Raw genomic sequence first — 12,137 nt, 5'->3', positions numbered from 1 at the left:
TAATGAGGGAGTTTGATTAATTTAATGTTCCTTATTCCACTACCGCACCATCTCAAATTTCTATTATTTCCATAATTAGTTATTCAAGAATATGTCCTGATACATAAAGATTGAGCACAATTCTTGCTGCAAAATTGCGCCCGAGTACGGAAGTTACTTTTTTAAGAGGAATTGTTTAACCCCTTAAGCTCATCGAAATCTGCCAGTCTACAAACCCAAATTCTAAATATAACTTCCAATTACACCTCATGAACTGACCTAGGATCTCCAATAAGTTAGTTTTCTTTACCTGCCTGGCGAAAGCTGCTCTCCAGGAATCTCCTGTAATTTTTCAGTATGAACGAACATATTCGCTGCAGGCATTTGTACTTGATTCTTATGGAATATAGACATTAGTTCAAATCTTACTTGCCTAGAAGTTTCAAAATACTCTTCAGGTTTAACCAAACCTACAATACAAAATTCGTACCCAACATATTTAAGGTTTGGATTTAAGTCTGTAACACCAGTATATTGAAATGGTTCAACAGCCTCGTCCTCTATCCTATATAGGCTTTGATCCAATTTTTCATTGCAGATAACACATACATTTTCTAACAATTCCTTTATTTTTGTAGGATCTTCCTGATAACTTACCGTAATCCTTTCAATAATCCGCATCCAGCCTTTATTAAAATTTTGTATCGTTCTAATCTCTCCATGTGGGATGGTAAGGAGTTTTCCCGACCATTCACGAATTTGCATAAAGCGAATACCAATTTCCTCAATGGTACCTGAACTTGTTCCGTTAAAAGTAACAAAATCGCCGACACGAAATTCTTTGTCCGTTAATCTTGCGAACCCTAATATAACATCTTTTAGCATCTGTTGTGCAGCAAAACCGATGACAACTCCGGCAATCCCTGCACCTGCAAGAATACCTTTTATATCTATAAATTGACTAATTAGATAAAAAACAAGACTGATTATAATTCCATACCTAATAATTGATCGAATTACACTTTGAATCGTCTGTTCTACTTCTTCATCAAAAAAACTTGACTTCCTAAAGAACCAATCAATAATACGGTTTATGACAAAAGAAAAAGTCATGAGGACCAAAGCAAATAGTGTAAATCTTAAAAGTAAAAACTCCCTTACATAATTAAAAAATTCCTCAGTAACAGTTAATAAATTCATCCATCCACTTCCTTAACTATGTATTTTGATTTTTATTCCTAGTTCATCTTCAACAATATGACCCTTTAACGAAATAGTTTATTGTCACTCAACAGTTCCTTAATCGATCTTTCAATTCCAGATGTTCTTTTCCTTTTTACTATAAATATACCCCTTTAGATAATCTAAAGGGGTATAAAGGTGCAATTTTTTTATAAACGGTATAACTTTATTCAAAACGGTACGACTTAATTTCAAACTCACAATATTCAGCGGTAAATGACAAAAAAACACTGAGAAAACTTTCACTTTATGAAAGTATTTTTTCAATCTCTTTCTCTAGATCTTCCGGCTTCGTTTTCGGTGCAAAACGATTCATCACTTTGCCATCACGTCCTACTAAAAACTTCGTAAAGTTCCACTTCACTGCCTTCATTCCAAATATTCCAGGTGCCTGCTCCGTCATATATATATAAAGTGGATGAGCCCATTCCCCTTTCACATCCACTTTAGCAAACATCGGAAAGGATACACCATAGTTTAATTCACAAAAACTTGTAATCTCGTCTTCTGTACCTGGTTCTTGTCCTCCAAATTGGTTACATGGGAAGCCGAGGATTTCAAATCCTTGTTCTTTATATTTTTCATATACTGATTGTAACCCTTTGTATTGCGGTGTAAATCCACATTTACTTGCGACATTTACAATGAGAAGCACTTTTCCTTCATAATCTCTCAGCGATTTTTCTTCTCCTGTAATTGTTTTTGCAGAAAAATCATAAACTGTCATATATACCTGCTCCTCTCTATTATTTCTTATTTATTCTAATCATATATGTATTTAGTTTTCTCGTCTAATGACAACGCTTTATTTTTGTTCAAAAATTTGACACAAACTACTAGACATTTTCCTTGGAAAGTTTTACAATTAGATTGTGAACAAAATGTGACAGTTTACTTTCTAAATTGTGACATTTTCAATTCCATTATAAATTGATAAAGGATGGTGTTGATAATGAGAACTGCACAACGTAAAATGCTTTCGAATCGCGAGTTTTATTTCGTACTATATATGATGTTACTATTTGTCGCTGGTTGGGTAATGGATGTAAATGGACTATTTTTAAGTAAATACTTTACTTTAGCAGGAATGATCACTCTGCCAGTCGTTGGAGGCATTGTTGGATTCTTCATTATATCAATTAATAAATACCAAAATAAATAACAACATTACATAAAGGCAGAAAACGATTTTTCGTTTTCTGCCTTTTTCTTTTATAATAAAAGAATACTAGACTACAAGGAGTGATAAGTGTGAAAAAAGTAGAGCAATTATCTTCTCAGTTATACCTTATCGACGATCACGATTTGCAACATGACGAACGTACAGGTACATACGTTTTATTAGGCGATAACATTACTTTAATTGAAACGTGTGCTGCCCCTTCTCTTCCCTATCTATTAAATGGTTTACAACAATTACGTATTAATTTAACAGATATTAAAAATATTATTGTGACACATGTTCACCTTGACCATGCTGGTGCAGCTGGCTTAATGATGGAAAAATGTCCAAATGCTACTTTATTTGTCCATCCGCGCGGGGCTCGTCATATGATTGATCCTACAAAACTTATTCAAGGTGCAAAAGCAGTATATGGTGATACTTTTGATGAACTCTTTAATCCAATCCTGCCCATTCCAGAGAACCGCGTCCATGTCGTACAAGATGGAGAAACACTACAAATCTCTGAAAACCGGATACTAACATTTTATGATACACCAGGGCATGCAAAACACCATATTAGCATCCATGATTCTTTAACAAACGGTATTTTCACGGGCGATACAATTGGTATTTATTATCGAGAATTGATTGATCTGAACGTTGAATTATATTTACCAACAACATCACCTTCACAGTTTCAACCTGATGCGATGATTGCAGCAAAAGACTGTATTCGAAATATGAATGTTGACTCCATCTATTTTGGGCATTATGGTGCATCTTCCCATGTTTCTGAAGTATATAAACAACTTGAATACTGGCTACCTATCTTTGTTGACTTAGGAAAACAAGTTTTTGAAAAAAATCAAGTTTTTGAAACAGCAAGTCATGAACTGTATACTTTATTGCTTGAAAATGTATCCGCACATCTTACAAAACAGGGTGTACCATTAACCCATTCTATTTACGATGTTATCAAACTCGATATGGAGATCAGTGCGATGGGGATTATTGATTATCTTACAAAACAAGAAAAAACGGAAACAACTACTAACTAAATGAGTAGGAATCATAAGAGGATATACTTTTCCAATCATAAACACACAAATTTGGTAGTATTTCGATCTACGTATTACATTTAGCAACAATATATAAGAGCCAAACAATCAATGTTCAAGAGTGGTTGACCATGTTGGTTTATTTATAAGTGCCATTCTCCTTGTAAGGGTGGCCATACATGCGGTAAGGAAATTTAAATAATAACTTTTATATACTAAAAAGAAGAGCCTATCTATATAAAGGCTCTTCTTTTTAGTAACTTACTGCACCTTTTCATTTACATACTCCATAAACTGTTCCGCTTTTACAAACTCCTCTTTGTATGCATCAGGAACTTCTTCTACGGTTATACCTCCACTTGATTTCGTTTTTACTAATACTTTCTCATAAGTCATTGTGGCATCTATATACTGTTTGTATTCCTCAGAAGTTAATACTTCTTTACTAGATTTGTGTCCATTCAATTTATCAAAATACGGCTGAAGTTCCATTGATACCTTTTTCATTTCCTCTTTTTTCGCTGGCGATAATTGGTCATAATCAATATTGCCGTTTGAATCACCATATTCAAGTTTAGCATTTGTTAATTTTTTTAAATGCTTTGTAAACTCTTCATACTCCTTTTCCCCTATTTCACCTTTTGCTTGCGACAATTTAGCATCTAAGCTCATATATCCTTTTAATGTTGCATTTCCTGCATGCTTTTTTAAATTTTCAAATGATCCGTATATTCCATCTGCCATAATGGATTGATAAGCAAATCCAGTCGTTGGAATTAATAATGCCGCTGCAAGTACTCCTGTAATAAGACGCTTTTTCATTGTTTTCCCTCCGCGCTTCATTTTTATTTGAATCATTACTTTTTCTTTCAACTCAGGTGGTGGTACAATCCCTTTTGCTTCTTCTTGAAGCGATTCTTTTACTTGATAATCTAAACTCATTTCATATCCCCTACCTCTCCTAAAAAGATTTCTTCCACTTGCTCCTTTTGACGTAATTTCTTTAATGCCGCATGAATTCGTGATTTAACCGTCCCAACTGGAATATGTAAAATATTTGCTACTTCTTCCTGCGAATATTCATGTAAATACCGTAGTATAATAACTTGTTTCAATTTGTAAGGTAATTTATGAATGAGTGCAATAAGCTTTTGATTCGAAATCTTGTTCACAACATTACTAGAAAAATCAAATTCAATTGGCTGTCTCTGTTCCTCAGCTTTCTTGACAATACGTAAGCGCATCCACCTTTTTCTCCTATATGAGTGGATTTGTCTTATCACAAGCCCTATTAACCATGGCCGAAAGGATTTTTCTGTATCATATCTACTAAGTGATTGATATAACTGTATGTATATCTCTTGAACCACATCATCTACATCTGTCTTTTCCTCTATCAAAAAATGGGCTGTCTTATAAACATCTTGAATTGTTTTATCATATAGTTCACTATATGCTTCTTGATTTCCTGATAGAGTTAATTGAATAAGACGCTGATAGTCTGTTTCCCCGTCCATTTATCATCCCTCCTTTGTCTTATACTATATATTGGCAAGTAAAAAACATTTCGTTCGATTTTTTTTACATAAATTTTTATATACACGAATAAATCGTTTTATAACGTCTACTTATAGCCTTTTATAACAATTATATAATTTTCTATTTTATGATAGGTCTTTAAAATCATATATAGAATCTATTTTAGGGGGATATATTATGAAAGCTATTATTGTAACTGCATTTGGTGGACCTGAAACAATGAAGTATACAGAAATAGATATGCCGACTTTTAATGAAAAGCAAGTATTAATTCGCGTTATCGCGACAAGCGTCAATTTTGCCGATATTAAATCGCGTTATGGCAAAAAAGGGAATGGACAACTCCCATTTATTCCAGGTATAGATGCGGCAGGAATTGTAGAACAAGTAGGTTCAGATGTGAAAAATATTCGTGTAGGACAGCGTGTAATCGCCTTTCCTCTTACTGGTTCGTATGCTGAATATGTTGTCGCAAATGAAAACCTTACCTTTGTATTACCTGATGAAATTGACTTTACAACTGCAGCCGCTTGTCCTATCGTATCTTTTACGAGTTATAACCTGCTTGCAAATGTCGGAAGTGAAGCAAAAAAGAAAATCGCTTTAGAAGCTGGGGCTGATCATGTTATTTGTTATCAAGATGAAGATTTTAGTGAAAAGGTAAATGAACTTACTGGTAGTAAAGGTGCCGATGTTATTTTGGATTCGATTTCTGGTACAGTATCAGAAAAAAGCTTGGAGTGTTTAGCTTACTACGGTCGCCTTGTCCATTTTGGTAATACGAGCGGTGAAATTGGCACATTCCGTACAAAGGATTTACATACAAGCTGTCGTTCTATTCTTGGCTTTAGCTTTGGAACAACTCGAAAGAAACGTCCTCAATTACTCCGTCATACCGCTGATCAAGTTTTTCATTATTTACGTGATGGAAGCCTGCAAATTGAAATTGGTAAACGTTTTACACTTCAAGATGCAGGGAAAGCACATGAATGGGTCGAAAGTAGACAGAGTGTGGGGAAAGTTATACTAAACGTCCAGTCTACTCCCTAAAATGAATACATGAAATAGAGGTGTCATTCATGGGATCACGCATTATGCATTTAATTATTGCAAATGGTATTGCAGAGAGATTATCCATTCAAGATAAAACTTCTTTCTTGCTCGGCAGCGTAGCTCCCGATGCAGTTCATTCAAAAAAAGAAAAAGAAGCTTCCCATTTCTATGCTGGTACAACAAAGAACTATACAAGAAGAATTGATTATGATTCATTTTTTCATAAATATGAATCATTCATGGATTCCCCTTTTATTTTAGGATATTATACGCATCTTATTGCTGATGATAATTGGCTACACGGCTTTTTTCTTCCTTGGCTCCAAAATAGAATCGAGCATGACAAAACAATTTTACCCCTGTATCATAACGACTTTAAACTGTTGAATGCAAAACTATTACATCATTACGATAAAGAGCAGCAATTCCTTTCTATCCTTAATCAACATGCAAACATACCAAAGTTTGCGGAAGTAACAGAAGAAAATGTGCTAGCTTTTAAAAAGCTTATTTTTGATGATTTGCTGTACCCCAAGCAAGATTTGCATACAAACTTACAAGTGTTCACATTTGATCAAATCGTCGGTTATGTAGAGACTGCTATTGAGAAAGGAGTATTCTATCTAGAACAGCTCTCGAACAATAGATCTACTACAAAATTTTAAAGCCCTCACTTCTTTCATATGGGGGCTTTTTATCATTTTAATATAATTAAGACAGCCTCCCTAAATTATGTATGTATCACTTTCTTTTCCAACATCGAAATATTTCTTTAAAAAGCTTACCGACTGCTTCATCCCATTCATGTGATCAAAATAATTATTTCTTTCAATGATATTACAACCACTAAATTCAATTTCATCTAATACAGCGAATAGTGAATCAAAATCTACTTCCCCATTCCCCACTGCCACTTCCTTATAAACCCTTAAATCTTTCTCTTTCATTTTTTTACAATCTTTTATATGAGTTTGTATAACATAATCTTTCAAAAAATATAAACTCTCTATTGGATTTTCATTTATATCACTAATTATATTTGCTGGATCAAAGTTAATAGCTAGCCCTTTGGAATTTATATTCTTTAAAAACTCTTTTAATACTATCGCTTTTTCAGAACCGGTCTCAATAGCAAAAACACTACCCGTATTTTCCGAAATATTCCCTATGGCATAACAAACCTTTTGCATATTCTCATATAACTTACAATTATCATGGTCTGGAATTTTTCCAATATGGGCTGTTATAATGTTTGCCCCTAGCTCTAATCCCATATCAAGAATATATTTATATCGTGTAATTATATTCTCTATTTCATCACTTACAACGCCATTTTGCCCAAAATTAATAGCCAGTGATGAAACTGTAATCCCCTCAAAAGATAACCTCTCCTTTAAGCCATCAATTTCTAACTTAGACAAATTAGCTAAGTTGAACTTTTCATTTAAAGCATATAATTGAATGTAATCTAAATTCCACTCCCTCGCCTTCTTTATCCCTTCATTCACATCAATATGTTTAGTATTTAAAAACATCCCAAATTCCCTTTTCATTTTCATAATCGTTTCCTCCTATTATTTTATTTATTTATTTATTTATTCATTTAGTAATTACACTATATTGCATCGCTATTTCAACATAGTCCATTTAACAGTAACATTCGACATTCTCTATGCTGTTCCTTCTGACAAAATAAAAAGACGTAACTATGTTCTATCCATAGTTACGTCTTTCTTTTCATTATTTATCTAGGCTTCTTCTTCCCAGTAAATGCAGGTTTCTTTTTCTTTGGTGCTTTCGGTTTTGACTCTACAAAAGTACCTTTAAACATTTCTTGCTTTTTAAATTGAATGCCTAATTTTTTCGCAAATTGCAATAGTTTACGCTCTTCTTGCGGAGTAACAAGAGAAACAACTGTCCCCTCTTTCCCCATACGCCCTGTACGACCTGAACGATGAATATATTGATCTAATGTATCTGGTAATTCTAAATGAATTACGTGTGTTAAATCATCAATATCTAATCCACGTGCCGCAATATCAGTGGCAAGTAAGATTTCTAATTTCCCTTGACGGAATGCACGCATCGTCGCTTCACGTTCTTGTTTGCTTGCTTCTGCATGAAGTGCTGCTGCTTTCATCTTACGATACCTTAATTTTTCAGCAATCTCATCTAAACGATATGGATCATTTAAAAAGGCTACTGCTTTCACATTGCCAATATGCATAATTCTTCTAACATAATCATTTTTTTCACGACGCTCACAAACGATATACGTATGTTCAACTACACTTTTTGTTTCCGCGCGTTTAATGCGAACTAATTGTGGTTCTATCGCAAAATCACGTGCTACCTCTTCCGCGTCTTTTGTCATTGTTGCAGAGAAGAATACTAATTGACGATCGCGCATTGTTGATTTAATGACATCAAATACCGATTCCATCATCTTTTGTTTGACAATTTGATCAAATTCATCAAATACAATTGTCTTTACTTCGTGCATTTTTAATTTTTTCATGCGAATTAATTCTAAAATACGTCCTGGTGAACCAACAATTACTTTTGGATGTTTCTTTAGCTTTTCTACTTGGCGCTTAATGTCTGCGCCACCAATTAAAGATGCACCTGAAATATCAATTCCTGCTGTAAACTTTTGGACCTCTTCATGAATTTGCATAACAAGTTCACGCGTTGGTGCTAAAATGACAACTTGTGGTTGTTTCACTTCAGGGTTAATTTTATGTAAAAGGGGTAATAAGTACGCTAATGTTTTTCCTGTCCCAGTCGGAGATTCAGCTATAACATCTTGTCCTTCTAAAATAGTTGGAATCGCTTGTTTTTGGATTTCAGTAAACTCTTTAAAACCAGCCTTCTCCCAAGCTTGTTGCAAAAATGGTTGCATATCTTTTATCATTTGTTTTTCTCCTTTATCTCTATTTTTAAAGAAAATGTTGTATTGTTCGCACTGTTTCTATCATGTGAGAAATAACAGCTATTAAATCATCAACATGGTCTTCTGTAATCGCTTTTTGAAATAGAACTTCTACCTTATTATGATATGAAATCGCTCGCTTATTATATTCGTATGAAATTTGTTGCGTAATCATTCGTTCTTTTCCCCAGATAGATTGCAACAAATTTTCAATTTCTTGACACTGTGTTTCTGGGTGCTGCAATGGAAATGTAAATCCTAGTTTCATTTCGCACCCCGGTATAAACTGAGGTACTTCCAATATCTCACCCGATAAATTCTTCGCATCTACGGATAATGAAAATGTTGCTTCTACTAGCGTTTCAAACGATTCGTTTAATTGAAATGAAATATTATATATACGGCTTAATGAGGCAAGGTCCATCATATCTTTTCGATTCGTTACAAGAATGTCACCATGTAAATCAAAATCATAGACAGCTCCTTCAACGATTACTTTTAAATTTTCAAAAGCAGTTGGATCAAACATAATTTCCTCCAAAAAACAGGCGCCTTTCGATGGAAAGGCGCCACTTGATGTATATATAGTTTACAGATAAATGAGATGAATTACAACCTTTTAGAATAAACCTACTGCTTTTCCTTCTTCATTTACGTCCATTTGAAGTGCAGCTGGTTGTTTTGGAAGACCTGGCATTGTTAACATTGTTCCTGTTAATGCAACAATAAATCCTGCACCGATAGATGGCTTCAGTTCACGAATTGTAACAATAAAGTCAGATGGTCGACCTAATTTTGTTGCATCATCAGAAAGAGAATATTGTGTTTTCGCCATACACACTGGTAGGTTACTCCAGCCTTCACCTGCAAATTGAACCAATTGCTTACGAGCTTTTGGAGCAAATTCAATATCTTTTGCACCGTATACTTTTTGAGCAATTGTCCGAATTTTTTCTTCTAATGATAATTCTAAATCGTAAAGTGGTGCATACTTGTTATCACCTTTTTCAATTACTTTTAATACTTTCTCAGCAAGGTCTACACCGCCTTGGCCACCTTTTTCCCAAACTTCTGTTAAGGATACTTCATAGCCACGCTCGTTACACCATTCTTGTAAGTATGCAACCTCTGCATCTGTATCTGTAATGAATTTGTTAATTGCAATTACGAATGGAACACCGAAGCTTTGAATTGTTTCAACGTGTTTTTGTAGATTTTCCATTCCTTTTGCTAATGCATCTACATTTTCTTCTTTCAACTGATCTTTTGCCACACCACCGTGCATTTTAAGCGCACGAATTGTTGCAACGATAACTACTGCTTCTGGCTTAATGCCCGCTGCACGTGCTTTAATATCTAAGAATTTTTCAGCGCCTAAGTCTGCGCCAAAACCAGCTTCTGTAATCACATAGTCACCTAATTTTGCTGCCATTGTTGTAGCAATAACACTGTTACAACCATGTGCAATATTAGCAAATGGACCGCCATGAATAATTGCTGGTGTATTTTCTAATGTTTGTACTAAATTTGGTTTTAATGCATCTTTTAATAAAAGCGTTAATGCCCCTTCAACGCCTAAATCTTTCACTGTTACTGGTTGATTATCCAAGTTATAAGCAACTACAATGCGGGATAGACGTGCTTTTAAATCTTGAATATCTGTCGCAAGGCAGAATACAGCCATAATTTCAGATGCTACCGTAATATCAAAACCATCTTCACGCGGCACACCTTGAACTGGTCCACCAAGACCAATTACAACATTTCGCAGTGCGCGGTCATTTAAATCAACACAACGCTGCCAAACGATTTTACGTGTATCAATCTTAAGTACATTTCCTTGTTGAATGTGGTTATCAATAAACGCTGCTAGTGCGTTATTTGCAGTTGTAATCGCATGAATATCACCAGTAAAGTGAAGGTTAATATCCTCCATCGGTACTACTTGTGAATAACCGCCACCTGCTGCACCACCCTTTAATCCCATTGTTGGTCCAAGAGATGGTTCGCGAAGTGCAATCACTGCTTTTTTACCAACTTTGTTAAAAGCTTGACCTAAACCAACTGTTACTGTTGATTTACCTTCTCCTGCTGGAGTTGGGTTGATCGCTGTTACTAAAACAACTTTTCCGTCTTCTGCAGTTTGTAAGCGCTTAAAAATATCAAGAGATAATTTCCCTTTATAGTGGCCATAAGGCTCTAGTTCTTCTTCTAGAATGTTTAACTCGGTTGCGATTTCTTGAATTTTTTTCATGCTTGCTTCTTGTGCAATTTCAATATCGGATTTAAATGTTGTAGTAGTTGTCATATACCCTAGTCCCCCTTTAATTGGTTCTGCCCATATTGTATCAGTTTTTTGTATTTTCTGCACTTATTTCCCTCCTAAATTTGTGCATTTCTTCAGATGTTATTTTTTTAGCATAAATACCCATAAAAAGGTTAATGCTTGCTGGAGTTCTATTGACAATTGGCCGAGCATTTTTTCATTTACACCTCGTTTATATACACCAATTCCATCCACTATTTGAAATCCTTGCTCCTCTGCAAGCTTTTCAAATTCCCACGGCATCATCGTATTACAAACAACATCTTTTCCATATAAGCGAGAATAGCTATTTTCACGTGGTTTTGCTGTTGGTCCTAAAATAGCAATACATGCATATCCAGCAGGTTGCAAAACACGTTTTATCTCCTGTAATGCCCGCAATGGATCTTCCGTCCATTCTAATGAATTAATGGCTAATACTGCTGGAAATTGTTCATTTTCAAAAGGTAACGAAGAAAGATCTCCTTTTATAAACGATAAATTAGGCCCCTCTCCGCGCTCCTTCCCTTTTTGAATCATTTTCTCAGATAAATCGATTCCGCACGCTTTATATCCAGCAACACTTAATTTGTATGTACCATAGCCGTCACCACATCCAACATCTAAAACTGCAGTACTTTTTTCTACATACTTTTCAAAAAATGGGACGATTGTACTGCGGCTCCCATGATCCCACATTTCTTGACTATTTTGATTCCAAGATTCTGCATTATAATCCCATTTTCTTTCTGCTGATTCATGCCAATTAAACTTTGTCATACCTTCCCCTACCTTCACTCGTTTTCATTCATTTCATTCTACATCAATTTCCTTAATTCCTGTTTATTCTCATGAAGAGATGGA

At 34.8% G+C, this 12,137-nt stretch carries 13 protein-coding genes; 4 read left to right on the top strand and 9 right to left on the bottom strand.

All coding sequences use genetic code 11. The features are described 5' to 3' along the window. Positions 1–285 precede the first annotated feature (285 nt). Positions 286–1,179 carry a mechanosensitive ion channel family protein gene (locus COO03_RS24930; RefSeq protein ID WP_097899648.1) on the bottom strand — a complete coding sequence of 298 codons (894 nt, stop codon included), beginning with the start codon at positions 1,177–1,179 and terminating at the stop codon, positions 286–288. A 289-nt stretch (positions 1,180–1,468) separates the two neighbouring features. Beyond that, positions 1,469–1,948: a glutathione peroxidase gene (locus tag COO03_RS24925; protein ID WP_097899647.1), complete on the bottom strand. Its 480-nt coding sequence runs from the start codon at positions 1,946–1,948 to the stop codon at positions 1,469–1,471. Between the two features lie 213 nt (positions 1,949–2,161). Here COO03_RS24925 and COO03_RS24920 point away from each other — a divergent pair, with 213 nt between their 5' ends. Beyond that, a complete protein-coding gene (locus tag COO03_RS24920) occupies positions 2,162–2,383 on the top strand; it encodes a DUF3925 family protein (protein WP_170958176.1) in 222 nt (73 codons plus the stop codon). Between the two features lie 89 nt (positions 2,384–2,472). Then, positions 2,473–3,444, top strand: a complete 972-nt coding sequence (locus COO03_RS24915; protein WP_097899645.1) for an MBL fold metallo-hydrolase — start codon at positions 2,473–2,475, stop codon at positions 3,442–3,444. A 261-nt stretch (positions 3,445–3,705) separates the two neighbouring features. Here the strand turns inward: COO03_RS24915 and COO03_RS24910 are convergent, their stop codons facing one another. Together COO03_RS24910 and COO03_RS24905 are read right to left on the bottom strand one after the other, a co-directional pair. Further along, positions 3,706–4,386 (bottom strand): DUF3600 domain-containing protein, encoded by a 681-nt coding sequence (locus tag COO03_RS24910; RefSeq protein WP_097899644.1) that lies wholly within the window; start codon positions 4,384–4,386, stop codon positions 3,706–3,708. Then, positions 4,383–4,961, bottom strand: coding sequence for a sigma-70 family RNA polymerase sigma factor (locus COO03_RS24905; RefSeq protein WP_097899643.1), 579 nt, complete (start codon positions 4,959–4,961; stop codon positions 4,383–4,385). Before COO03_RS24905 ends, COO03_RS24910 begins: the two co-directional genes overlap by 4 nt. 199 nt (positions 4,962–5,160) lie before the next feature. Between COO03_RS24905 and COO03_RS24900 the strand changes: the two genes are divergently transcribed. Together COO03_RS24900 and COO03_RS24895 are read left to right on the top strand one after the other, a co-directional pair. Then, a complete protein-coding gene (locus COO03_RS24900) occupies positions 5,161–6,033 on the top strand; it encodes a quinone oxidoreductase family protein (RefSeq protein ID WP_097899642.1) in 873 nt (290 codons plus the stop codon). A gap of 29 nt (positions 6,034–6,062) precedes the next feature. Beyond that, positions 6,063–6,701 carry a zinc dependent phospholipase C family protein gene (locus tag COO03_RS24895; protein ID WP_097899641.1) on the top strand — a complete coding sequence of 213 codons (639 nt, stop codon included), beginning with the start codon at positions 6,063–6,065 and terminating at the stop codon, positions 6,699–6,701. A 60-nt stretch (positions 6,702–6,761) separates the two neighbouring features. Here the strand turns inward: COO03_RS24895 and COO03_RS24890 are convergent, their stop codons facing one another. The 5 genes from COO03_RS24890 to COO03_RS24870 all read right to left on the bottom strand — a co-directional run bounded on the left by COO03_RS24890 (position 6,762) and on the right by COO03_RS24870 (position 12,053). Continuing rightward, positions 6,762–7,589: a sugar phosphate isomerase/epimerase family protein gene (locus tag COO03_RS24890; protein ID WP_097899651.1), complete on the bottom strand. Its 828-nt coding sequence runs from the start codon at positions 7,587–7,589 to the stop codon at positions 6,762–6,764. A 191-nt stretch (positions 7,590–7,780) separates the two neighbouring features. Then, positions 7,781–8,950, bottom strand: coding sequence for a DEAD/DEAH box helicase (locus COO03_RS24885; protein ID WP_097899640.1), 1,170 nt, complete (start codon positions 8,948–8,950; stop codon positions 7,781–7,783). 25 nt (positions 8,951–8,975) lie between these two features. After that, positions 8,976–9,497, bottom strand: a complete 522-nt coding sequence (locus COO03_RS24880; RefSeq protein WP_141523283.1) for a hypothetical protein — start codon at positions 9,495–9,497, stop codon at positions 8,976–8,978. Between the two features lie 90 nt (positions 9,498–9,587). Beyond that, complete coding sequence (locus tag COO03_RS24875; RefSeq protein ID WP_097899650.1) at positions 9,588–11,276, bottom strand: formate--tetrahydrofolate ligase; 1,689 nt, start codon at positions 11,274–11,276, stop codon at positions 9,588–9,590. Positions 11,277–11,375: 99 nt separating this feature from the next. Continuing rightward, positions 11,376–12,053: a class I SAM-dependent methyltransferase gene (locus COO03_RS24870; RefSeq protein ID WP_097899638.1), complete on the bottom strand. Its 678-nt coding sequence runs from the start codon at positions 12,051–12,053 to the stop codon at positions 11,376–11,378. Between the last annotated feature and the right edge of the window lie 84 nt (positions 12,054–12,137).

Origin of the sequence: Bacillus sp. AFS098217 (genome assembly GCF_002551815.1) — a bacterium.
In the GTDB taxonomy this organism is placed as follows: domain Bacteria; phylum Bacillota; class Bacilli; order Bacillales; family Bacillaceae_G; genus Bacillus_A.
This window is presented reverse-complemented; position numbering and strand designations above follow the sequence as displayed.